Annotated in this window: 21 protein-coding genes; 7 read left to right on the top strand and 14 right to left on the bottom strand. The window is 48.3% G+C overall.

Annotation, left to right across the window (positions count from 1 at the left end):
- The first annotated feature begins 459 nt into the window (after positions 1–459).
- Both ABCW45_RS12000 and ABCW45_RS11995 read left to right on the top strand, forming a co-directional pair.
- Complete coding sequence (locus tag ABCW45_RS12000) at positions 460–1410, top strand: 2-hydroxyacid dehydrogenase (protein ID WP_015552710.1); 951 nt, start codon at positions 460–462, stop codon at positions 1408–1410.
- A gap of 174 nt (positions 1411–1584) precedes the next feature.
- Complete coding sequence (locus tag ABCW45_RS11995) at positions 1585–2724, top strand: amidohydrolase (protein ID WP_015552711.1); 1140 nt, start codon at positions 1585–1587, stop codon at positions 2722–2724.
- A 201-nt stretch (positions 2725–2925) separates the two neighbouring features.
- Here ABCW45_RS11995 and ABCW45_RS11990 read toward each other — a convergent pair whose 3' ends face one another.
- Positions 2926–4338, bottom strand: a complete 1413-nt coding sequence (locus ABCW45_RS11990) for a cell wall-binding protein (RefSeq protein WP_117515058.1) — start codon at positions 4336–4338, stop codon at positions 2926–2928.
- Positions 4339–4704: 366 nt separating this feature from the next.
- Between ABCW45_RS11990 and ABCW45_RS11985 the strand changes: the two genes are divergently transcribed.
- From ABCW45_RS11985 to ABCW45_RS11975, 3 genes are read left to right on the top strand one after another with little or no spacing between them, the layout of a single operon-like run.
- Positions 4705–5565: a class I SAM-dependent methyltransferase gene (locus ABCW45_RS11985; protein WP_015552713.1), complete on the top strand. Its 861-nt coding sequence runs from the start codon at positions 4705–4707 to the stop codon at positions 5563–5565.
- Positions 5566–5589: 24 nt separating this feature from the next.
- A complete protein-coding gene (gene trkA, locus ABCW45_RS11980; RefSeq protein WP_343220915.1) occupies positions 5590–6948 on the top strand; it encodes a Trk system potassium transporter TrkA in 1359 nt (452 codons plus the stop codon).
- 12 nt (positions 6949–6960) lie between these two features.
- The gene (locus ABCW45_RS11975) at positions 6961–8403 is read left to right on the top strand and encodes a TrkH family potassium uptake protein (RefSeq protein ID WP_117485118.1); all 1443 of its coding nucleotides are present in this window, start codon (positions 6961–6963) and stop codon (positions 8401–8403) included.
- Between the two features lie 316 nt (positions 8404–8719).
- Here ABCW45_RS11975 and ABCW45_RS11970 read toward each other — a convergent pair whose 3' ends face one another.
- From ABCW45_RS11970 to ABCW45_RS11950, 5 genes are all read right to left on the bottom strand, one after another.
- Entirely contained in the window at positions 8720–9508 is a 789-nt protein-coding gene (locus tag ABCW45_RS11970; RefSeq protein WP_117470095.1) for a ZIP family metal transporter, read from the bottom strand.
- Between the two features lie 177 nt (positions 9509–9685).
- Positions 9686–11869, bottom strand: coding sequence for a ferrous iron transport protein B (gene feoB, locus ABCW45_RS11965; RefSeq protein WP_343220914.1), 2184 nt, complete (start codon positions 11867–11869; stop codon positions 9686–9688).
- Positions 11870–11983: 114 nt separating this feature from the next.
- Entirely contained in the window at positions 11984–12208 is a 225-nt protein-coding gene (locus ABCW45_RS11960) for a FeoA family protein (protein ID WP_015552719.1), read from the bottom strand.
- 245 nt (positions 12209–12453) lie between these two features.
- Positions 12454–12669 (bottom strand): FeoA family protein, encoded by a 216-nt coding sequence (locus ABCW45_RS11955; protein ID WP_117470097.1) that lies wholly within the window; start codon positions 12667–12669, stop codon positions 12454–12456.
- A 28-nt stretch (positions 12670–12697) separates the two neighbouring features.
- Positions 12698–12874 (bottom strand): FeoB-associated Cys-rich membrane protein, encoded by a 177-nt coding sequence (locus tag ABCW45_RS11950; protein WP_015552721.1) that lies wholly within the window; start codon positions 12872–12874, stop codon positions 12698–12700.
- 382 nt (positions 12875–13256) lie between these two features.
- Between ABCW45_RS11950 and ABCW45_RS11945 the strand changes: the two genes are divergently transcribed.
- Together ABCW45_RS11945 and bilS are read left to right on the top strand one after the other, a co-directional pair.
- A complete protein-coding gene (locus ABCW45_RS11945) occupies positions 13257–14459 on the top strand; it encodes an FprA family A-type flavoprotein (RefSeq protein ID WP_117470099.1) in 1203 nt (400 codons plus the stop codon).
- A gap of 15 nt (positions 14460–14474) precedes the next feature.
- On the top strand, positions 14475–14981 hold the full coding sequence (gene bilS, locus ABCW45_RS11940; protein WP_343220913.1) for a flavodoxin family protein BilS: 507 nt from the start codon (positions 14475–14477) through the stop codon (positions 14979–14981).
- 183 nt (positions 14982–15164) lie between these two features.
- Here the strand turns inward: bilS and ABCW45_RS11935 are convergent, their stop codons facing one another.
- The 8 genes from ABCW45_RS11935 to ABCW45_RS11900 all read right to left on the bottom strand — a co-directional run bounded on the left by ABCW45_RS11935 (position 15165) and on the right by ABCW45_RS11900 (position 24844).
- Positions 15165–16580: a serine hydrolase domain-containing protein gene (locus tag ABCW45_RS11935; protein ID WP_343220912.1), complete on the bottom strand. Its 1416-nt coding sequence runs from the start codon at positions 16578–16580 to the stop codon at positions 15165–15167.
- A gap of 178 nt (positions 16581–16758) precedes the next feature.
- A complete protein-coding gene (locus ABCW45_RS11930) occupies positions 16759–18054 on the bottom strand; it encodes a CapA family protein (RefSeq protein ID WP_343220911.1) in 1296 nt (431 codons plus the stop codon).
- Between the two features lie 3 nt (positions 18055–18057).
- A complete protein-coding gene (locus ABCW45_RS11925; RefSeq protein ID WP_117552800.1) occupies positions 18058–19323 on the bottom strand; it encodes a M20/M25/M40 family metallo-hydrolase in 1266 nt (421 codons plus the stop codon).
- Positions 19324–19340: 17 nt separating this feature from the next.
- Complete coding sequence (locus tag ABCW45_RS11920; protein WP_117470105.1) at positions 19341–20309, bottom strand: ABC transporter ATP-binding protein; 969 nt, start codon at positions 20307–20309, stop codon at positions 19341–19343.
- Entirely contained in the window at positions 20302–21303 is a 1002-nt protein-coding gene (locus ABCW45_RS11915; RefSeq protein ID WP_117470106.1) for an ABC transporter ATP-binding protein, read from the bottom strand. Before ABCW45_RS11915 ends, ABCW45_RS11920 begins: the two co-directional genes overlap by 8 nt.
- Before the next feature lie 10 nt (positions 21304–21313).
- Positions 21314–22195 carry an ABC transporter permease gene (locus ABCW45_RS11910; protein WP_117470107.1) on the bottom strand — a complete coding sequence of 294 codons (882 nt, stop codon included), beginning with the start codon at positions 22193–22195 and terminating at the stop codon, positions 21314–21316.
- Positions 22188–23141 (bottom strand): ABC transporter permease, encoded by a 954-nt coding sequence (locus tag ABCW45_RS11905; RefSeq protein ID WP_117470108.1) that lies wholly within the window; start codon positions 23139–23141, stop codon positions 22188–22190. The genes ABCW45_RS11910 and ABCW45_RS11905 overlap by 8 nt, the downstream gene beginning before the upstream one ends.
- Positions 23142–23224: 83 nt before the next feature.
- Positions 23225–24844 carry an ABC transporter substrate-binding protein gene (locus ABCW45_RS11900; RefSeq protein WP_117485132.1) on the bottom strand — a complete coding sequence of 540 codons (1620 nt, stop codon included), beginning with the start codon at positions 24842–24844 and terminating at the stop codon, positions 23225–23227.
- Positions 24845–24963: the final 119 nt, after the last annotated feature.

The raw sequence follows: 24963 nt of genomic DNA, 5'->3' as shown, positions 1-24963 counted from the left end.
AATATGCTATTATTTTTCCAATACTTGTTCAAACATACTATTATGTTAAAATAAGCATCTCTCAAGGAAACTCATTTAGAGCAGGACAAACGATTCCTTGTTGATCTTTCCTTTCGTCTGAACATTTACCTCTTCAACTTGCTCTATCACGGAAACGCATAGAAAATTTCTTTCCATTTTTTATTTATACATCTATGTATCATAACCTATAACCACAAACTCTTCATTGTCACATTTCAAAAACCGTTATATAATGAATACAGCGTAACTGTTCAGCACCTCACAGTTACGCGCAAAATCCATTCCAAAGCGGCGGTGCCGATAGGATTTTTGCTTTCTATTATAATATAAGTTTTTTTACGGTCAGCGCAGTAAATGCGCAGACCTGCTGAACAGTTACAATACATCACCAAGGTATGTACAATTTTCTTATTATCAATTTCTCAGGAGGATTTACCCATGAGCGACAAGACCGTTGTATTAAACGCAAAAAAAATGAACTTTGACGGAAATCTCGACTTTTCTGTTCTCTCTTCCGACGTGACCGTCTACGATGATACCACACCGGAACAGCTCTTAGAGCGCATTGAGGGAGCTGATATTATCGTCACAAAGGAGATGCCGGTAAACGGTGACCTGATCCGCAAATTTCCGGCTTCCGTAAAGCTGATCTGTGAGGCCGGTACCGGATACAACAATCTGGATCTTGATGCCGCAAGGGAGAAGGGGATCACCGTCTGCAATATCCCGGCATACAGCTCCGAGCGCGTAGCCCACACGGCGGTCATGATGATCTTAAATTTAAGCTCCACCATGCAGGTCCAGATGAAAATGCTGGCAAACGGAAACCATGATAACTTTACGAAAAATCTCCAGGTTCCGCACGTTGAGGTAAACGGAAAGACTTTAGGAATCATCGGTGCCGGACATATCGGAAAGACTGTAATGAAGATTGCAAAAGCTCTTGATATGAACATTCTCGTGTATACAAGAACACCGAGAGCCGACGAAGACGGCATCCGCTATGTGGATCTTGAGACAGTCTTAAAGAACAGTGACTATGTTTCCCTGCACTGCCCGTTAACTCCGCAGACAAAGCATATGATCAATAAAGAGACTCTTGCGCTGATGAAGCCGACCGCCTTCCTGATCAACACCTCCCGCGGTGCTCTCATCGATGAACCGGCTCTGATCGAAGCGCTTGAAAAGCACCAGATCGCAGGCGCAGGCCTCGACGTCCAGGAAACTGAGCCGCCGAAAGCCGACAACCCGCTCTACACCCTCGACAACGTGATCCTCACCCCGCATATGGGCTGGAAAGGACTTGAGACAAGACAGCGCCTCGTTTCCATCCTTGCCGGAAATGTAAAGGGATTCCTTGAGGGAACACCGGTGAATGTAGTTTCATAACTCAACTATAAGGAACTTTTCATCTTTTAAGATGAAATAGTTCCTTTTTTTTATTACTGTTTGCGCAAAGCGTGAATCGCAACTTATTTTTAACTACTGTACAGAAAGAATCCTTGAAATATTCTCGCAATTCATGTATGATGGAGTTATGATTTGAAAAGAGGAGGAATTCCAATGATTTGTATCAAGAACGGAACACTTCACACAGCGGTATCAAAGGAAACTTTTATCGCTGACATCCTGATCGACGGCGGAAAGATCGTAAAGATCGGAAAAGGTCTCTCTGCTGACGGCGCTGAGGTTATTGACGCTACCGGACTCCAGGTTTATCCGGGATTTGTTGAGGCCCACTGCCATATCGGTCTTGACGGCTACGGGATCGGCTACGAGGGACATGACTACAATGAACTGAATGACCCGGTAACTCCACAGGTACAGGCGATCGACGGAATCAACCCGTTTGACCCGTGTATGAAGATGGCCGCGAAAGCCGGTGTTACCTGCTTCGCAACCGGTCCAGGCAGCTCCAACTCCATTGGCGGAACCTTCGCTGCTATCAAACCGGTTGGAACCCGTGTTGACAATATGATCGTAAAATTCCCGATCGCTATGAAATGCGCTTTCGGTGAAAACCCGAAACGCTGCTACCAGAAACAGGGAATCTCCAGCCGTATGACAAATGCCGCAAAGATCCGCGAGGCTTTAAATAAAGCGAAGGTTTACAAGGCAAAGATCGAGGCGGCCGGTGATGACGCTTCCAAGCTTCCGGCTTACGACCAGAAGTCCGAAGCTCTGATCCCGGTATTAAACCATGAGATCCCGTTAAAAGCCCATGCCCATCAGGCAAACGATATCTTCACTGCGATCCGCATTGCGAAAGAGTTCGGTGTCGGCCTGACTCTGGAGCATGTGACAGAGGGGCATATGATCGTAGATGAACTCGCGAAGGAGAATCTCCCGCTCGCGGTAGGTCCGACCTTCGGACATGCCTCCAAATTTGAGCTTCAGAATAAGACCTGGGAGACACCGGGCATCCTCGCGAAAGCCGGATGTCATGTCTCCATCATCACAGACGCGCCGGTAACCCCGCTCCACTACCTGCCGCTCTGCGCAGGTCTCGCCATCAAAGCCGGTATGGACGAGTATGACGCACTCCGCGCCGTAACCATCAATCCGGCCGAGCACATTGGCATCGCTGACCGTGTCGGTTCTTTGGAAGAAGGAAAAGACGCCGATGTTGTCATCGTCGACGGCTGTCCGTTTGATGTGACAGGCGTGATCAAGCATGTGCTGATCAACGGCGAGGAAGTTTAAATCATTAAAAAACTGAGGATTTCTGACTGCCTATATTTGCAGTCGGAATCCTCTTTTTATTTAACCATCATATGTAAAAGTTCTCTGCGCAGATCCTGCTGCCGGAAGTTTCCTGGATACATGGCAGCTAACATAAAAGACCAGGAACATCTCTGCCCCTGGTCCTTCAAAAACTCCTTTATCATTTATCCAAGATCCACATCAATCATTCTCAAATACTGGTTCTGTCGGCTCACCGTATTCTTCTTTCGTGCTCGCCGTCTCATCGTTGATCTGAGTCAAAATTCCGCTGGAATTTACCTTAAACTTGTTTCCGTCGCGGTCCTTCACCGTCGTATTCTTTGAGATACGTCCGGAGGAGTTTACAACGTAAGTCTGGTATCCGTTGCTTCCATTCGGGATACTGATCAATGCGTAACGGCTGGAGCTGTCCGCTTCCTGAAGCTTACCCATATAATAGAGATAGCCATTCTTCACACCGCTGACACCGCGTCCCGCGTAGGTTCCCTCATTAAAGTAGAAGGTCGTCTTATTTCCATCGCCTTCCTCCACTGTCATCTTTCCCTTTACGGAAATTCTGGAGGATGCATCAAAGTAATAGGAGGTGTACTCTCCTGTCGATCCGATCTGTATCTTCTTTAATCCCTTCACCGGATTTCCCTTCTGGTCAAAGAGATATGTCTTTCCGTTGATCTTGACAAAGTCACTTGTGGACGCTTTTCCGTCCTCCGGACCTGTCTTCGGTGTTCCATCTTTCTCGAAATAGTACCAGACAACCGGCTCATCCACATTGTCCTGGAGCTGTTCCGGCGGATTTAAGGAGAGCCATCCGGTGATCGACGCACCGAGAGTCGCGTTCTGGATCCCACTCTCCGCAAAATATCTCCAGTTCTCGATCGTGTCCTTACTTGCATTCTCCGGGTCACCTTCTAAATACACCCATCCGGTCTGCATCCGTCCGTCCTCGTCGAAGCAGTAATATTTGCCATCGATCTTCATCACCTTATAATCGCCGCCGTTACTGCTCGTCGACGGGCTGTTCTTCTTTCCGCTCGCAGAGAAGTAGAACCAGTATTTTCCGTCGTCGCTCTCCGGTCCGTAGAGATCCTTATCCTCATCCTTCGGCTCCAGATACTTCCAGCCGGTGACCATAGCGCCGCTGGAGCTTAAATAGTAATCCCCATCCTCGGACCATCCGGTCTGCATAATTCCGTCGGAATCAAAGAGATAACTCTTTCCGTCGATCTTCTTCCAGCTGTCCTTCGTGACTTTTCCGCTGGAACCGAAATAGAACCAGTATGTCGTCCCATTATCCCTGCTGTACGGGGAAGCCAGCTGCATCCATTTATTTGACACCATGATTCCGTTGGAATCCACATAGTAATCATTGTCTGCCCAGCTGTTGACCGCCATCTCACCGCTGCTGTTTAAATATCTCCAGAGGTTGTCCGCGCCCTTTTTCCACTCATTCGTCACGCGGTTTCCGTTTTTATCAAGATACGTCCATATATTATTGGAAAGCGCCCAGCCTTCCGCTGCGTAGGCGTTCATCGTCAGACATCCGAAAGTCAGGACCGCCGCTGCTGCCAGTATTCTTAACCCTTTTCTCTTCACTCGTCTCGTCTCCTTCCTGTATCCCGTCAGGCATGCAGCCGCTCTTGTTCCACATGCGGCAGTCACACACTAAAATTTTCTAACTATATAATACATCTGATTTTATTTTACCAGTAACTCCCTGATTATTCAACAGAAAATACCTGTCAATTCTCTTAAGTCCCCACCACAGTTCTGCCGCATTCCCGCCACAGAAAGACACATTTTCCGTTCATGTTCCCCATATTTCCGCCAACATCCCGCATTCCATCCCCACTCCTATTTGACAGTATCCCCCGAATCTATTATACTGGTATATCATAGGCATTTTATGCCCCTGATCCGTTTTTACGCAAAAAAGTCTAAAGAAAGAGATGGAATACAATTATGTGGATAGCAGATGGATGGAAGGACTATGAAGTCATCGACTGTTCCGGCGGTGAAAAGCTGGAGCGTTGGGGAAAATATATTCTGGTCCGTCCGGATCCCCAGGTTATCTGGGATACCGATAAAAAGGCACCACAGTGGAGAAAGATGAACGGTCACTACCACAGAAGCTCAAAAGGCGGCGGCGAGTGGGAATTCTTCAGTCTCCCGGAGCAGTGGAGCATCAACTACAAAGGCCTGACCTTCCAGTTAAAGCCCTTCAGCTTTAAGCATACCGGTCTTTTCCCGGAACAGGCGGCAAACTGGGACTGGTTTGGCGAAAAGATCAAAAATGCGGGACGCCCGGTCAAAGTCTTAAACCTCTTCGCCTACACCGGAGGAGCAACACTGGCAGCCGCGAAAGCCGGAGCTTCCGTGACCCATGTTGACGCCTCCAAGGGAATGGTTGCCTGGGCAAAGGAGAACGCGAAGTCCAGCGGCCTTGAGGACGCGCCGATCCGCTGGATCGTGGATGACTGCGTAAAATTCGTAGAGCGTGAGATCCGCCGTGGAAACCACTATGACGCGATCATCATGGACCCGCCCTCCTACGGAAGGGGCCCGAAGGGCGAGATCTGGAAGATCGAGGACGCGATCTACCCGCTCGTAAAGCTGTGCGCAAAGCTCCTCTCCGACAAGCCGTTATTCTACCTGATCAACTCCTACACCACCGGTCTCGCCCCGGCGGTGCTGACTTATATGCTCGGAACAGCCGTTGTTCCGCAGTTCGGCGGAACTGTAAGCTCCGAGGAGATCGGACTTCCGGTTACAAGTTCCAAACTTGTACTCCCGTGCGGCGCTTCCGGACGCTGGGAAGCGTAATTAATTGAAAGGACCGGTAAACATATGAAGATCATCATTGTCGGCTGCGGAAAAGTCGGCGTGAGCCTTGCGGAGCGCTTAAGCGCCGAGGGCCACGATCTCGTTATGGTCGATATGAATCCGCAGAAAGTGGAACATCTTTCCAACCAGTTTGACGCCCTGGGAATCGTTGGAAACGGCGCCAGCTTCAATATCCAGCAGGAGGCTGGAGTGGAAAGCGCGGACCTCTTTATCGCTGTCACCGGCGAGGACGAATTAAACCTCCTCTGCTGCCTGATGGCGAAGAAGACCGGACACTGTGACACCATCGCCCGCGTAAGAAACCCGCTCTATAATAAGGAGATCCGCTTCATTCAGGAAAAACTCGGACTCTCCATGATCATCAACCCGGAGCTGACGGCGGCCAGAGAAATCTTAAAACTCTTAAAATTCCCGTCCGCCATCAAGATCGACACCTTCGCAAAGGGACGTGTCGAGCTTCTCCGCTTCCGCTTAAAGCCGGAGATCGGGTTCGGCGGAAAAACTGTCATGGATATCATGCGGCAGTTAAAATGCGATGTCCTGATCTGTGCCGTTGAGCGCGGATCCGAGGTCGTGATCCCGAACGGAAGCTTTGTCCTTCAGGATACGGATATCCTCTCTATCGTGGGATCTCTGGAAAATACGGCTCAGTTTTTTGAAAAGATCGGTCTCCGCTCAAAATCCGTAAAAAATTCCCTGATCATCGGCGGCGGCACCATCGCCCACTATCTGGCCCAGGACCTCTTAAAGATCGGGTTCCGCGTCCGGATCATCGAGCAGCGGAAAGAGCGCTGCGATTACTTAAGCGAGGTGATTCCCGGTGCTGATATCATAAACGGGGACGGAAGTGATCGGGATCTTCTTCTGGAAGAAGGCCTGACCTACGCCGATTCCCTTGTGGCCCTCACCGGACTTGACGAGGAGAATATCTTCCTCACCCTCTACGGAAAGCTCCACTCCAACGCAAAGCTCATCGCAAAGGTCAACAAGATCGCCTTTGACGACGTGATCGACAGCTTCGGTATCGACAGTATCATCTACCCGAAGTACCTGACGGCAGATTATATCCTACAGTACGTCCGTGCCCGCCAGAACACTATCGGCTGCAACGTGGAAACGCTGTATAAGATCCTCGACGGCCGTGCCGAGGCACTGGAGTTCTCCATCAAAGAGGAGTCCGCTGTCACGAATGTGCCGCTCATGGACTTAAACTTAAAGGACAACCTTCTGATCTGCTGCATCAACCGCAACGGTCAGATCCTCACCCCCCGCGGTCAGAATATGATCATGGTCGGGGACACCGTGATTCTCGTGACCACAAACCGCGGTCTCGGTGATATCCGGGATATCTTAAAATCATAAAGGAGAGATTCCATGAATTATTCGATGATCTTTTATATTATCGGCTGGATTCTGGACGTGGAGGCGGCGCTTCTCGTGCCGTCCCTGGCAGTCTCCCTGATCTACCATGAAAGCTGCGCACTGGCATTCTTCATCACGATCGTCCTCTGCCTGATCCCAGGTGTGATCCTTGTCCGCAAGCAGCCGAAAAACAAGGTATTCTACGCAAGGGAAGGTTCCGTGACGGTTGCCTTAAGCTGGATCGTCATGAGTATCATGGGTTCCATCCCGTTCCTCTTAAGCGGATCCATCACAAATCCGGTGGATGCCCTGTTTGAGACTGTGTCTGGATTTACGACGACCGGTGCCAGTATTCTTCCCGCCGTGGAACCGCTTCAGCACGGCATCCTGTTCTGGAGGAGCTTTACACACTGGATCGGTGGTATGGGAGTTCTCGTGTTCCTTCTCTGCCTGCTTCCGCTTACCGGAAGCGGCTATCATATGAACCTCATGAAGGCAGAGAGCCCGGGCCCCTCTGTCACAAAGCTGGTCCCGAAGGTGCAGTCCACCGCAAAGATCCTCTATGGGCTCTATCTCTTCCTCACGGTTCTGGAGTTTATTCTCCTGCTTGTGGGACGGATGCCGGTGTTTGATTCCCTGTGTACCGTTTTCGGTACCGCGGGAACCGGAGGCTTCGGCATCAAGAACGACAGCTTCGGAAGCTATTCCACCTACCTTCAGGGCGTAGTTACCGTGTTTATGATCCTCTTTGGCATCAACTTTAACGTGTACTTCCTCTTCTATATGAAAAAGCCGAAGGAAGCACTGCGCTGCGAGGAGGCGCGATGGTACCTCGGGATCATTGCCACGTCGATCCTCGTCATCACGTTTTTTGTCCGGGATTTCTTCGACAGCCTGTTCCTCGCGTTCCACCATGTCGCGTTTCAGGTTGCTTCCATCATCACGACCACCGGCTTCGCCACCGTGGATTTTAACCTCTGGCCAACGATCCCGAAAACGATCCTGGTGCTCTTAATGTTTATCGGTGCCTGCGCGGGAAGTACCGGCGGCGGCATTAAGGTGTCCCGTGTCGTGCTGTTATTCCGGTCCCTGACAAAGGAGCTCTCCCAGAGTCTCCATCCGAATCAGATCCGCAAGATCCATTTTGAGGGACGCGCGGTGGATCATGTGGTCCTCCGCTCCGTAAATGTCTTCATGGCGGCATACATCCTGATCTTCGCTATTTCCGTGCTGCTCATCGGCATCGACAACTTCGATCTTGTGACAAACTTTACCGCCGTCGCGGCGACCTTAAACAACATCGGACCGGGATTGGAACTTGTAGGCCCGGCCCAGAACTTCGGGCTCTTCTCCAACTTCTCCAAGCTGGTTCTGACCTTTGATATGCTTGCCGGACGTCTGGAGCTCTTCCCGCTGCTGCTGCTTTTCTATCGGGGTACCTGGAAGAGATTCTAATTAAGCAAACATTCCCGATAATAGATGTAATTTTGACAATTTGACTGATCCGTGTTGAAAAATCTGATTGTCGGAAATAAAAAGTGGATATCCCAGAGTCACATCATGGACTCTGGATATCCACTTTTCTTTTTATTCTTCTGACCTTTTTCCACCTGACAGAGGACAAGGGGGCGTCGCCCTTCCATATAATATTATCTTAGCCGGGAAGACTCTCACCTCTTTCAGGTAGTGAGTAACAACAAACTCGTCTCAGTGGGAATCAGGTCCGACTGAGATAAACGCTCCGCGATAATGCACAGTCGTCCATATTGTATCACCCAAGTGCCACATCCAGCATCATCATCAATGCAAACCCGACCGCGAACCCGATGGTTCCTATATTCGAGTGCTCTCCCTCCGCAGTCTCCGGGATCAGTTCCTCCACGACCACGTACATCATGGCACCTGCAGCGAAGGCGAGAAGATACGGCAGGACCGGAGCGAGGATCCTGTACATCAAAACGGTGAGAATTGCTGCCACTGGCTCTACAACGCCTGAAAGTGTTCCATATAGAAATGCACGGTTGCTGCTCATCCCCTCACCCTTGAGCGGCAGGGAAATGATCGCCCCCTCCGGGAAGTTCTGGATCGCGATCCCGACGGACAGGGCAAACGCACCGGCTAACGTGATCCCGCTGTTTGCCGTAAGAAGTCCCGCGAACATGACACCGACCGCCATTCCTTCCGGAATATTATGAAGGGTCACCGCAAGGACAAGCATCGTATTTTTTTTTAACGTACAGGACGGACCTTCCGGTTCGTCGCACCCGATGTGAAGATGAGGCACATGTCCATCAAGGAACAGCAGGAACAGGATGCCGCAGAAGAATCCGGTCACCGCAGGCAGAAACGCCAGGCGTCCCAGATCCGCGGAAAGATTCATGGACGGGATCAGAAGCGACCACACGGATGCCGCCACCATGACACCGGACGCAAAGCCCAGAAGGCCTTTTTCCACATTCTGACGGATTCCCTTCTTCATAAAATATACGCACGCAGCTCCAAGTGTCGTCCCCGCAAACGGGATCATGATCCCAAGAATAATATTTCCGATATTTTCCATCGTTTTTGTCTCCTTTGATCCGCGAAGGCCGTCCGGACCCCGGCGCGGCTCTCGCAATCTTCCTTCTATAAGCTATGCGGTTTCCAACTGAAAAGATCCAGGCCACGAAGCGACGTCCGCCTCTGACCTGGATCTTTTATAGAGTTTCTATGGAATAATGAAGTGATACTGCCAAAATTATGCTGCCACAGAGCGGCGGGATGCCTTCTTCTGGTTCTTATATGGATCCGGACGGAACAGCATATAGAGGAATCCGAGAAGAACAACAACAGCTGCTGCTGTGCCGATTCCGAAGGAACCACCTTCCATAAGAAGTCCGAACTGGTAGAACATCAGTGCTACACAGTAAGCGAACACGTTCTGGAAGATGATTGCAAACCAGAACCACTTTCTGGACTGCATCTGCTGGGCCATTGTGGAAATAGCCGCCAGACACGGGGAGTTTAACAGGTTGAATACAAGGAAGGAGAAGGCTGCTGCCATTGTCGGGAACCAGTCTCTGATCGCGGCTGCGACAACGTCTGTCTCCTCGGAGAGATCCTCGCTGACATTTGCAAGGACACCCATTGTGGAAACGATACCCTCTTTTGCGGAGAATCCGGAGATCGCCGCTGCAACGCACTGCCATTTGCCCCATCCGAGAGGAGCGAAGATCCATGCAAGAGCGCTTCCGAGGATCGCCATCAAGCAGTTTTCTGTATCTTCTACCATACCGAACGCACCATTCTCGAAACCAAATGTGGAGAGGATCCACATGATCACGCAGGCAAGGAACAGGATCGTTCCGGCTTTCTTAATGAAGCCCCACAGACGCTCCCAGGTGTGCATAAGAACGGTCTTAGCGGACGGGATGTGGTATGCCGGTAACTCCATAACGAACGGAGCTGCCTCGCCGGAGAACGGTTTTGTCTTCTTTAACATGATCGCTGCTACAAGGACGCAGGCGATACCCAACGCATACATTAAGAATGCTGTATTTCCCGCATCGGAGTAATCTCCGGATGTCCAGCCGACCATGATGCCGCCTAAAAGAGCGATAACCGGAAGCTTCGCACCGCACGGAATAAATGTAGCTGTCATAATGGTAAGACGTCTGTCGTTATCGTTTTCAATGGTCTTGGAGGCCATGATACCCGGGATACCGCAGCCGGATGCGATAAGGAGCGGAATGAAGCTCTTACCGGAAAGTCCGAAGTGACGGAACACACGGTCCATGACGAATGCGATACGTACCATGTATCCGCAGTCCTCAAGGATGGAGAGCATTAAGAATAAGAGTGCCATCTGCGGCAGGAACCCGAATACAGCGAAGAGTCCGCCGAGAATACCGTCTACAACAAGGCTCTGGATAAAGTCGCTTGCGCCTGCTGCCGCGAGTGCTGCGCCTGCCCATTCCTGAATGCCGCCGCCGAATGTATCATTCGCCCAGTCTGTACCCATGGTTCCGAGTGTGCTTACGCAGATGTAGTAAACAAACCACATCACTGCCGCGAAGATCGGGATACCTAAAATACGGTTTGTAACGATCTTATCGATCTTATCGGATGTGGAGAGCTTCTTGCCGGATTTCTTAACGGCCTTGTCGATCACGCTTCCGATGTATGTATAACGCTCGTCTGTGATGATGCTCTCTGTATCGTCATCAGTCTCTTTCTCAAGACGGGTAACCTCCGTGTTGACCGCTGCCATAGCGGATGCCGGAAGATGTAACTGCTCGATGACCTTGCTGTCCTTCTCAAGAAGCTTGATCGCGAACCATCTCTTCTGGTCTGCATCCACAGCGTCACCGACAGCCTCCTCAACCTTCTCAATCGCGTTTTCTACGCTTCCGGAGAAGATTCCGGCCGGATTCTTCCACTCATTCTTCTTCGCTGCCTCGATTGCCTTCTCGACAACCTCCTTAAGACCTGTGCCCTTTAATGCGGAGGTTTCAACGACTTCACAGCCGAAAATCTCGGAAAGCTTCTTCACATCGATCTTATCCCCGCTCTTTGCAAGCAGATCAGCCATGTTTAACGCGATTACAACCGGAATACCGATCTCGAGGATCTGAGTCGTCAAATATAAGTTTCTCTCAATGTTTGTTGCGTCTACCAGATTGATGATCGCCTGCGGTTTCTCGTGAACGAGGTAATCACGGCTGACGACTTCCTCCAGTGTGTACGGGGAAAGGGAGTAAACACCCGGAAGGTCTGTGATGATGATCTCTTCACCGCTCTTGGCAGATTTTAATTTACCTTCTTTTTTCTCTACAGTTACACCCGGCCAGTTTCCGACGTACTGATTCGCGCCTGTGAGGGCATTGAACATGGTCGTCTTACCACAGTTCGGGTTTCCGGCTAATGCGATTTTGATAGCCATTTTTCATCCTCCTATTTTCCTGCACTTGTGTTGCTGCTGTCCACATTCCGGGCGGACAGCAACCAGGTTTTGCCAATGCTTTGCATACACATCAGGCAAAACATTTATCCGTCATCAGACTGTAACGACTTCGACACTTTCCGCATCGTCTCTTCTCAACGACAGTTCATATCCACGGACCGTGATCTCGACCGGATCACCGAGCGGTGCCACTTTACGAACGTAGATCTCGCTGTTTTTGGTAATGCCCATATCCATGATTCTGCGGCGGAATGCGCCCTCTCCGTTGATCTTCACAACTTTAACCGTTGTATGTACCGGAACTTCACGTAATGTCATGTCTTCTCCTTTCTATCCCTGTGGATCGCTCCTGCGGTCCGGATCCATTCCCCTGCCTTTTGTGAATTTTTTCCAAAAGTATTCGATTAGTTGATGCTAATTAGCACATACTAACCATTGGGGAAAAAGCAAAGTGGGAAATCTCCCACTTGAACTTTCATCATCCATAACTGCCCATTCTTCCCAGTCTGCACTTCCCTGCGGGATAAGGCAAACTGCTGAACAGTCACCGTCTTTTTTCACAGCTACTGCACCATAACGTGCTTTGCCATCTCCTTGTTGATCGCGACTCTGGAATCCTTGATGTTTACGATCAGGTTTCCGTTGAGTTCAGAGATCACTGTCACTGCCGCTCCGTCCACGAAGCCAAGATTCGCGAGGAATCTCTTTGTATCCTCCGCTCCGCCGACACGCTGGATCATACCGGTCTCACCGGCACGTAAAAATGTCATTGGCATCATGTTTCCTCCTCTTTACACTCCCATCCGCTCAGGCTTTGTGAGCTTTCGGAGCTGTATCGTAATGGACACTGCCGCATCCGCTGCAACCGGAACAGGAACCGCAGCAGCCCCCACAGGAACCGCTCTTCTTCTGTTTCCGGATACTCTTTATCACACCGATCACGGCCATGGCAACCAGCAACAAAACAATTACATCTGTAAGCATTTCTATCACCTCTCACCAAACCATTTGTGGGAACAGTCGTATTGATAACGAATATCAATTTCAAGTGAATTATATGACTTCATACCCAACTTGTCAACTGGTATTTAATAATTTTTTAAGATTTTACCGGATGGTTTTACTTGCTTTCCAAAGACTTTCCATTTAAAATGATAGTATATCTGCGTCAATATTTCTGTCTTGTCTGGATTTACTTTTATATTGTTAAAATTTGCCGACAATAGGAATATATAGGTCCAGATGATTTTATTTTTTGACCTTTTGTGACTCTTTCAGAAGCCAGTACCTTTCCGGTATTTCACCGTTCTCGTTCTGGCAGATTCGGAAAACGCCACAGCAATATTAATATCAGGAGGTTTCTAACATGAATAACATAAGAAAGCTTACAGATTCCCTTTTCTGGGTCGGCATCAATGACCGCCGCATCGCTCTCTTTGAAAATGTTTATCCGGTTCCTACAGGAATGTCCTATAACTCTTACGTTCTTCTTGACGAGAAGACAGCACTCTTCGATACCGTGGACGCGTCCTTCACCCATGATTTTCTCGAAAATGTGACCGCTGCCTTAAAGGGCCGCACTCTGGACTATCTGATCGTAAACCACATGGAGCCGGACCACTGTGCGTCCATCGCCGATGTGATCGCCGTTTACCCGGAGGCAAAGATCGTATGCACCGCAAAGGCTGTGGGAATGATGAAACAGTTCTTTGATTTTGATGTGGACAGCCGCGCGATTCTGGTAAAAGAGGGAGATACCATCTCTCTCGGCTCCCATGAGCTTACCTTCGTGATGGCCCCGATGGTGCACTGGCCGGAGGTCATGGTTACCTATGAAAAGACAGAAAAGATCCTGTTCTCCGCTGATGCCTTCGGTTCCTTCGGCGCTGTCGACGGAAATATCTTTGCTGACGAGATCGACGATAAGGTTGCCTGGCTCTCTGAGGCGAGACGTTATTATACAAATATCGTTGGAAAATTCGGCATGTCCGTACAGGGTCTCTTAAAGAAGGCTGCCGGGCTCGAGATCCGGATGATCTGCCCGCTCCACAGCGTGATCTGGAGAGAAGATCTCCCATGGCTCATCGATAAATACCTCAAATGGAGCTCCTATACGCCGGAAGAGAAATCTGTAACGATCGCCTACGGATCTGTTTACGGTCATACGGAAAAAGCTGCCGATATCCTTGCCGGAAAGCTTGCCGACCGCGGCATCCGCCATATTTCCGTCTTTGACGTTTCCAAGACCCATCCGTCCTACATCATTGCAGACGCGTTCCGTACCTCCGCGATTGTCTTTGCATCCATCACCTACAATGGCGGTATCTTCTGCAATATGGACACACTGCTCCACCAGCTTGCAGCCCACGGTCTTACAAACCGTACCGCTGCCCTGATCCAGAACGGAACCTGGGCGGCAACCACCTCAAAACAGATGGGGGAAATCCTCGGTACAATGAAAAATATCCATGTGCTCGAGTCAGATGTGACCATTAAATCTGCCCTGAAAGACAATCAGGAGGCTGAGCTTGACGCACTTGCAGACGCAATTGCCGCATCATTACAGTAAGTGGAGGAAATGCCAATGAAATATGCAATCGTTTATTCCAGTAAGACCGGAAATACCGCAGCACTTGCAGATCGTCTCCATGATATCCTTCCGCATGAGCACTGTGTTTATTTCGGTGATACATCCCATTACTCCCCGGATCTTGGAGCGGACCTTATCTTCGCCGGCTTCTGGACCGATAAAGGAAGCTGCGATGACAGGACACGGATCTTCTTAAAAAACCTTCAGAATACAAAGATCGCTCTTTTCGGCACAGCCGGATATGCCGCTCCTGATTACATCCACTCGATCTTAAAGCAGGCAGAGGCAAATATTCCCGTAAACAACACCGTTCTGACAGGCTTCGTCTGCCAGGGGAAAATGCAGCCGGCAGTCGCCGATAAATTTGCCGCAATGCTCGAAAAGGACCCGGAGGACGCAAAGGGAAAGCTTCTTCGCGACACGTACAATGAAGGCCTCTCCCATCCGAACGAAGAGGACTTCGCAAACTTTAAAAAGTGGGCAGAAGGCTTTATCCACTAATTGATCGTCATATAAAACACACTGCATAGATTCCGTATGGCGGTTAAATTCAAGTCGAAACGTCCGTGAGACTTTGCACATGATTCCGGTCAGCGAAGCTGACATATTCCTATCAAAATCACGAAATGCCGGATGATCATTCTTCTGATCACCCGGCATTTTCATACTCAAACTTTGATCCAATCAGTCTTTCACTCTCGGCAGCATTCTTCCACCGTATCCGATTGCAAAGATCTCACCATTCTCATTTTCGAAGAATCTCACGTAGCCATCCTTATCCGGGTTGCGCACAATCCCTAAAAATTCCTGCACCGGCACAAATCGAAGAAGCGTCTCTCCCTCTTTGACTGCCAGATTTCCATCTTTTTCAAAGATCGTGATATTGTTATCTTCATCTGAACGGAAGGTGCCGCACATCGCCTTTCTCTTTTTCGCATTCCACTCCGTCTCCTGATAAACAAATCGGTCCTCGATCGGATTTCTTCCATGATACATCCGCATTGCTGCATCCGCGATCGTGCTAACCGGCACGCCCGACGTGTTGCACAGTACCATAACGCCCACTCCGGCATCATACGACCAGGATAAATTCGACGAAACTCCCGGCAGGCTTCCGCCATGCTCCATAACCGTCAGGTCATCCAGCTTCTTCTGCGCAAGGCCAAAGCAATAATGGCTATCCGGGCGATAATCGATTCTTGGGCGACACATCGTCCGTACACCCTCCTGGGAGAGGATCCTTGTTCCATCGATCCCCTTTCCGTAATTCAGATACATGCAGATGTATTTTTTCATGTCGGCAAGCGTAGATTTCAGGGAACCGGCTCCTCCGAGGGAAAATGCATTGTCATGGTAATCTCTGCCGGAGGTCATGACACCTTTTTGCATTTTGTAGAGAACTGCCGCATTCGCATCCGCTGCCGGTCTTACATACTCTCCGCTGCTCCGCTCCATATGAAGAGGCTCAAGAATATGTTTTTTCACATATTCCGCAAAGCTGTTCTCTCCGCCGACACGACGTACGATCTCTGACAAAAGTCCAAAGCCATCATTGCAATAGCTCATGTAGTTTCCCGGATCTCCGATCAGACCGCCGTTTTCCTTTGTCTGGGCATCCAGCAGCTCAGCGACTGCCTTTGTTCCTTCCAATGCGATCTTCTCACAGAACGCAAAATCCCCTGTCTCATTCTCATCCAGTCCTGCCTTCTGCGCGATCTCATTGATGATTGTGCGGTGCATCGGATAAAAGCCCGCTGTGTGACATAAAAAGTGCCATACCTTTATCGGTTTCTGATTGCGGTTTGTAAATTCCGGAATATATTTGCTCACCGGATCATCCAGATCTACTTTTCCAGCTTCGACTAGCTGCATGATCGATAAAGCCACAAAGGATTTCGTGACGGACGCTAACCCGAAGATCGTATCCTCATCGATCGGCAATTTTCTCTCCTGATCCCGGTATCCAAAAAACTTTTCATACTGTGTATTTCCATTTCGGTCAATGATCGCAACCGCGATTCCCACTGCGTTGGAACGTTCCTGTATTCTGGATACAAGTTCCTCAAAAAGAAATCTTGACGCATTTGTGATTTTGTTCATAGGTACTCCTCTCCTTTACGCTGCGCGCACCTGGTGATCTGATTCTCACACAGGCGCGCAGTCTTCATATTGATTATATCGATTCTGATCGATTTATTCAAGTTCTTCCCTGTCCCGATCAATTTCGCTCAGAATTTTACGCTTTCTCTCTTCCATATCCGCTCACCTTCTATCTTCTTTAAAGGCTGATCGTTCCTACGCCGTCTTTAATTTCCATCTCAGTTCCATAAGGTTTTGAAAGCTCTGCCAGGTATGACAGTACGTTCTCATCACCGGTCAACACCGGAACTCCTTTTTGCGGCCTTTTTTCTGTCATTCCAAGAGAAATCGGATACAGTTTGATTTCTGTTAAATGTCCATCTTCCATGGTCCAGCCTGCCATCACGGATAACCAGATCTCCGGAAGCACTCCGTATCCGGCCGTGCCATTTTTACTACGGGCATCCATATAAGCACCAACCTTGGTATCCAGCGGCATTTTTTTATTTATGTATGCATCGTAAGGCTGCTTTTCCACAGTTTCTGTCTCAAAGAGGAAATTTCCCAGACTGTAGAAGATAGGCGCTCCGTGATAGATCTCAATTCCACGAAGTTCATGCGGTCCGTGTCCGATTACCGCATCAACTCCCGCATCCACACATCTTCTTGAAAATGTCTCAAGGAACATGGATGGAACCGTTGTGTCTTCCCCATCTGTCTCATGACCATGAAAGCTTACAAGAACGATATCTGCCTGTTTTTTTGCCTCAATGATCTCCTTCTCGACACGTTCCATATCAGCCGGGAATGGAACGCTCTCGATCCAGTCTTTTTCATCCAGAACAAATTTGTATGTTCCAAAGGGCAGTGTTCCGGAAGCCGGCGGATTCTTATATCCATTTTTTACAGACCGCTCCATCGTTGCGTTGATCTTTGTAAGCGCCGCCAGTTCTTCTGCTTTCTTATAATTCTCTTCCGTGACATGGTAAATCGTTTCATAACGAAGAGGATTTAATCCAGGTCTTCCGATCAATTCCGCGCTCTGTCCACCAGCCATTCCTGACTCATGGAAGCTTGAAGAGACCGCAATCATTGCGACACGTCCGTTTTTCGTCTCCAGATAGCATGGTTTTGATGCCTCGGAAAGATTTTTTCCTGTTCCGGCAAAGATCATGTCTCTCTCTTCGAGATTCCGGATCGTCGCAAGAACGCCTCCATGACTGTAGTCACAGGAATGATTATTTGCCGTATTAAACAGATTAAAACCAAACGATCTCATATCATCAAGGGTTCTTGGATCTGCCATTGCCCAGGTTCCTCCGGAAAATGCTGCCGGATATCCTTCCTCATTGTGGAATGTCATCTCCAGATTCGAAAATTTCACATCATACTGACTGATCACGTCTCTGACCTGCTCAAATCCTTCATAACCGCCTTCCGGAAATCTTCTTGTGATAAACGCATCTCCTGTAGCGATCAGTGTCATTTTCTTCATAATCTATTTTCCCTCCACAACAGAATTAGTCTCCCCGTCGATTCCTGCTGCCATCATCAATACCATAAATGCCTGCTGAACTGCCTTATATGAGTCGGTGATCGGAAACTTTTCATGAACACTATGATTCATTATATTTTTTCTATTTTCATCCGGTGCAAACGCGCGTCCAAGACAGATCGATGGAATTCCTTTCGAAACCGCTACGTTCGCATTTGTGCAGCCGCCTTTATGGAATACCGGTTCAATATCCAGAGACTTCAAACCAAGCCACGCGGATTCTACCAGTGGTGTATGGGAATCCTGAGTTCCGCCCGGAACCTGACTGATCAGGTTTTTATCCCAGGTGATCTCATCTTTTCCCCATTTTTCTGTTTCTTCCCGACATGCTTCTTCGATCGCATCAAAGATTTTTGTGCGAAGCTTTGCAAGCTCCTCCGGTGAATTTGATCTGAAATTAAATTTGATGGTTGCCTGCGATGCGATCGCATGCACTCCAGCCGCAGTTCCACCGTGGAAATTTGAGACACAGAAGCTTGTCTTCGGATCTGATGGAACTGTAAAATCAGCGATCTTCGCAACTGCTCTGGCTGCTGCATGGATCGGCTGTGCCATCTCGCCAAACGATCCAAACGCATGACCGCCGATACCATAAAAGTTGACCTCGTAGGTTTCTCCGCTTGTCGCCTCGAAGATCAGTGCGCTCATGTCATTGTTATCAATTGTGAGTGAAATATCAATGTCGTCATTATCATTCAGGAAATCTTTCATTCCGCCGAGGCCACCCATACCTTCCTCGCGGGTAGTTGCCACAAATACAATGTCTCCGAATGTCTTGATCTCGTTCTGATTCAATGCTCTTAAAAGTCCCAACAGCATTGCCAGTGCTCTCGTATCATCACCGATTCCCGGTGCGTAGAGGAATCCGTCTCTCTCCTCTACACCATGTACCGTTCCAAATGGAAAGACTGTATCCAGATGACCCTCGATCAATACCTTCGGTCCTTTGCCGCTTCCTCTTCGAAGGCCAACAACATTTCCACCGCGGTCAATGTGAACATTTTCAAGGCCAAGAGCTTTAAATTTTTCCATCATGACCGCAGCTCGTTTTTCTTCCTCTCTCGTCGGAGCCTCTATGAGAACCAGTTCTTTCTGTTCTTCAATCGTATTCCTCTCATCTTCCTGTATAAATTTCATAGCTTCCTTTACACACGGAATACTCATTGTATATGCAAACTGTTTTTTTACCCGCTCTGATACCTGATACATGCTTTATCCTCCTATATTCACTCACTTAAAAAATCCTTCCACAAATGACAGGAAACAAAATGACCCGGTCTGACTTCCATAAGCTTCGGACATGACTGATGACACTGGTCACAGGTATAAATACATCTCTTTGCAAATCTGCACTCATCCGGCGGATCGATCGGAGAACTAATCTCGCCTTTTAAGAGGATTCTTTCCGGACGGCTGATTCCAACTTCCGGGATCGGAATCGCGGAGAGAAGTGCCCGCGTATACGGATGGATCGGATGATCGAAAAGCTCCTCGGTCGGTGCCTTCTCGATCAACTGACCAAGATACATAACCGCAATCTCATCCGCAAAGTGATTAACAACCGAGAGGTCATGCGTGATAAAAATAAAGGTCAGCCCCATCTGCTCTTTCAGATCCTGAAGTAGATTCAGGATCTGTGCCTGAATGGACACATCCAGTGCGGATACCGGCTCATCGCAGACAATAAATTTCGGGTTCATCGCCAGCGCTCTGGCAATTCCGATTCTCTGTCTTCTTCCACCATCAAGCTCATGCGGGTATGTATTGACGAGACGCTGCGCAAGACCTACTGTTTCCATCAGTTCCTTCACGCGTGCCTCAATTGCTTTTTTGTCCTTCAGGATCTTGTTCTCTATGATCGGTTCTGCGATCGTCTGGCTGACCGTTTTTCTCGGGTCCAACGAAGAAAAAGGATCCTGGAAGATGATCTGCATGTCACTTCTCATCTTTCTCATTTCAGCTGCACTCAGAGAAGTGATGTCTTTTCCGTCAAAGACCACCTTTCCGGATGTCGGCTCTAATAATCTCAGAATCGCACGACCGGTTGTCGATTTACCACAGCCGGATTCTCCTACAATTCCAAGCGTCCTTCCCCTCTCGATCGTAAAACTCACGTCATCGACCGCATGCAGGGTTCCCCTGGCTGTTTTAAAATACTTTTTCAAATTTTTGACTTCAAGAATCGTATCAGCCATTCTTTTTCCCCCTCTCGATATGGAAATCTTTGTCTTCATATGCAAGGCAGGCAGCCTTATGTGTTCCTGTGAATGTTACAAGATCCGGTCTTCTCTTTTTACATGCCTCTGTTGCATAGTTACATCTCGGAGCAAACGCGCATCCTTCCGGAAGATCCGTCGGATCCGGCATCAAACCATGGATCGGTCGAAGTCTTGCCGTTCTATTTTTAATATTTGGTAATGAGTTGAATAAACCTTCTGTATATGGATGGAGTGTATGATTGAAAACTTCATCCAAGGTTCCTTCCTCGATGATCTTTCCGGCATACATAACAGCCACCCTGTCACACGTCTCTGCTACGATACCCAGATCATGGGTGATCATGATCACGGATGTATTCTTTTTCTCTTTCAGTTCTCTCATCAGATGAAGGATCTGTGCCTGAATCGTTACATCCAATGCGGTTGTCGGTTCATCCGCAATCAGCAATTTCGGACTGCAGGCAAGGGCGATTGCAATAATAACTCGCTGCTTCATTCCGCCGGAAAACTGATGCGGATATTCAATCGCACGTTCTCTCGGAATTCCAACAAGCTCCAGCATATCTTCCGCCTTCTTCCAGGCTTCTTCATGATTCACCTTTTCATGACGGAGCAGACTCTCTGCGATCTGCTGTCCCACGGTAAATACCGGGTTCAGCGAAGTCATCGGATCCTGGAAGATCATAGATACGAGCGTTCCCCGGATATGCTCCAGTTCGGATTCATTCATCCCAAGAACATCTTCCCCGCAGATCTCCATTTTATCGCATTCCATAACTCCCGGAGGGGAATCGATCAATCTTAAAAGGGATAAGGCCGTAGTTGTTTTACCGGCACCCGTCTCTCCAACAAGGCCAAGCGTTTCTCCCTGTTTTAGCTGGATATTGACACCGTTTACAGCCTCAACGGTATCTTCCTCCAATTCATATTTTACACGAAGATTTTTGAGTTCAAGAACATTCTCTGCCATATTCGCCCTCCTATTTCTTTAATTTTGGATCAAGGGCATCGCGAAGGCCATCACCCATCAGATTCAGTGCAAGTACCGTAATCATGATCGCAAGTCCCGGGAACAATGTCATATAAGAATAGTCACGGATATATTTTCTTCCTCCTGATAAAAGAGCTCCCCACTCCGGAGACGGAGCCGGAACACCAAGACCCAGGAAGCTAAGGCTTGATGCAGAAATGATCGCGGATGCTACCCGGAGCGTTGCCTGAACAATGATCGGAGACAGGCAGTTCGGAAGAATATGTTTAAATATGATCTTTCTGTTGTTGAGTCCAATTGCCTTCGATGCTTCCACATATTCCTGGTTCCGGACAGTAAGGACAGCCGCTCTTGTAATCCGGACAAACTGGGGAACACTCGTAATTCCAACCGCAAGCATCAGGTTCCAGATACTCTGTCCAAGTACGGAAACGATAACGATCGCCATAAGCATATTCGGAACTGCTCCGAGAATATCGGTACAGCGCATGATCAATTCTTCCAGCCAGCCTCCGAAGAAACCTGCGATAGCTCCCAGCGTTACGCCGATAACAAGACCGATCGTCACGGCAACCAGTCCTACTGAACATGAAAATCTTGTTCCGTACAGGATTCTGCAGAAAATATCACGCCCAAGTTCATCTGTTCCAAACCAGTGATTCGCATTTGGGCTCTGAAGACGTTCCGCAAGATTCTGACCAATTACCTGTGTATCGTAATCAAGAAGGAAATCTGCAAAAACAGCAATAAATATAATAACAAGGACGAGCATACCGCCAAGCATCGCACCTTTATTTTTCCGGAACTGATGCAGTACCTCAGCCATCTGGCTTCTTGCTTTTCTCGGAGCGTTTTTTACCGTTTTAGCCATTCTTTTTCCTCCTTTTTACGGTTGCATACTGTGCCTTGATCCGTGGATCCACCGCTGCATATAAAAGGTCAACGATAAGTAAAACAATACTTACAAGAATTGTCGTCATAATAATGCTGCCGGTTACCAACGGAGTATCTCTCATGTTTAGTGAATCGACGATCAGACGACCGACTCCCGGCCATGCAAATACAGTTTCTGTCAGGACACTTCCTCCAAGTACTCCCGCTAACTGTGTTCCCATGATCGTAATGATCGGGATCAAAGCATTTCGGAGCGCATGAGACATAATGACTGTTTTTTCCGAGATTCCCTTTGCCCTGGCAGTTCTTAAATACTCCTGCTTCAGAACATCCAACATTGACGATCTTGTCGTTCTGGTCAGTGTTGCCATCAGACCTGTACCGATCGTGACAGCCGGAAGTACGATCGACGACAGCGTCTGATCACCGCCCGATGGGAACCAATGAAGATTGAGGGAAAATGCGATGATCAGCAGAAGGCCAAGCCAGAAGTTTGGCATCGATAGTCCAAGCATCGCCAGAATCATACTAATATTATCCTGAATACTTCCCTGCTTTGTCGCAGAATAAATACCCAGAGGAACTGATAAAAGGATTGAAACAAGAATAGATGCAAAAGAAAGTTTAATCGTTGCCGGAAGTTTTTCTACATATGTGGAAAACACATCGGTCTTTGACACATAAGAAACGCCCATATCACCATGGAGCATTCCGATCATATAATCTGCATAGCGCAGAACCACTGGCTTATCAAGTCCAAGATCATGACGGATCTCCGCGAGCTCCTCAGTGGTCGCACCCTCTGGTGCCATAAGATCTACCGCATCTCCGGGTGCCAGATCCATGATAAAAAACACAAGAAATGAGACGCCGATGATAACCGGAATCATCATGAGTAATCGCTTTATAATATAACGATGCATAGGATCCTCCTTTGCTTTCTTTCGTATTCTGACTCATATTAGTTGCGGACCGCAATAGCGGTCCGCTGATAAGATTCCTACATTTAGTTTGCCGGTACAAAAACTTTAGAGTAATCGTGATGGGAAGTCGGATAAATATCGATTCCTCCGGTTCCCTTTTTCACACCGATAAAACCATCTGCATAGTAAAGTGGAATATACGGAACATGCTCATGAACATTTTCCTGAATCTCTTTATAATACTCTTTTCTCTTTGCCTCATCTGTTTCTGCAACAGCCTTGTCAAGAAGCTCCATGACTTCCGGATCATCGTAGTGTGCTTTGTTTACTGCAGAACCCGGCTGAAGGATTCTTCTTGCATCATCACCGAAGATATTGAATCCCATACCGTAGATACAGGACTGATGGTCACCCTTTGTTGTACTTGTGCTGAGGCCTGCGGAGTCGAGCTCTACAATATTGATCGCGATTCCGATCTCCTTAAGCTGGCTCTGTACCATCTCCGCAATTGTCTTTCTCTCTGCGCCGCTTACAGTAACATCAAGTGTTGCGCCGCCGTTCGGATATGCCTTTGCCAGATACTCTTTTGCTTTATCCGGATTGTACTCATAACCGCCACAGTCATAAAATCCATATTCATTCCAGCCCCAGAAAGAGGTTGCTTTCTTTCCACGTCCCTCTGCTGCTACAGCGATAATGCTGTCAACGTCAATTCCGTATGCAACTGCTTTTCGAAGATCTTCATTGTCTGCCGGGGACTTCTGTGTATTAAACGCAAAGTAGGAAAGAGATCCGCCGTCATAACTGATCAGATCCAGATTCGGATCATCCTCGATCGTTCCAAGCTCGATCGTTGCCGGCTCCATACAGATATCAACTTCCCCGTTCTGTAATGCGATCAGACGGGCAGAATCTTCCGGAATATAGCGGAATGTGAAAGTCTTCGCGTTCGGAGCACCTCTCCAGCTGTCCTCAAATGCAACGAGCTTCGTATAGTTTCCAAATTCATAGGAATCGATCTGCCATGGACCTGTTCCGATTCCTGTTCCTTCTGTCGGATCATCGGTAACTGCTTTTTCACTGAGAATCGATGTAGTCGGTATCGTCATCATATATGGCCAGTCAAGGTTCGGATTGATAAGAACGATCTTTACTGTCATATCATCGACTGCCTCAACTGATTCTAGCTTTGTATATAAGTTGTTGCTGGATGTTGTTCCCTGCATTCTGTTAAATGTAAATACAACATCAGATGCTTTTAACGTTTCACCGTTGTGGAATTTTACGCCATCTCTCAATTTAAAGATATATGTCTTTCCGCCATCGTCGGTGCTCCACTCTGTCGCAAGCTGCGGTTCCAGCTCATTTGTCGTATTGTTAAAGTGAACCAGTGTATCATGCACCATTCGAAACATATAGTTATGCTGGTTGTTACTTACTTCCATAGTATCGATCGTTGTATGTTTTGATTTCAATCCCATCGCGAGATCTTCTTTTAATTGAACACCTTCCGGCGGAGTCAAGGGATTCAGATCACCTGACGCATCTGCCGTTCCTGTTGTCTGCTTTCCCGGATCAGCTGTCTCGGCTCCCGCTGTCGTAGCCGAACCACCGGATGACGATTTTGAACATCCGACCATACTTGCTGCAAGCATCGTTGTCATGAGCGCTGCTGCCGTAATACGATAAAACCTTTTTTTCATGATTTCCTCCTTTTGTAATCAACAACTACTGGTAACAAAAATGATATAAACACGACAAAAGCGCTCCTTTTTAAGAAGGTCTCCTGGGCCTTCACCATAGATTGATATGGCTGATTCTT

This window comes from Pilosibacter fragilis, assembly GCF_032490495.1.
In the GTDB taxonomy this organism is placed as follows: Bacteria; Bacillota; Clostridia; order Lachnospirales; family Lachnospiraceae; genus Pilosibacter; species Pilosibacter fragilis.
This window is presented reverse-complemented; position numbering and strand designations above follow the sequence as displayed.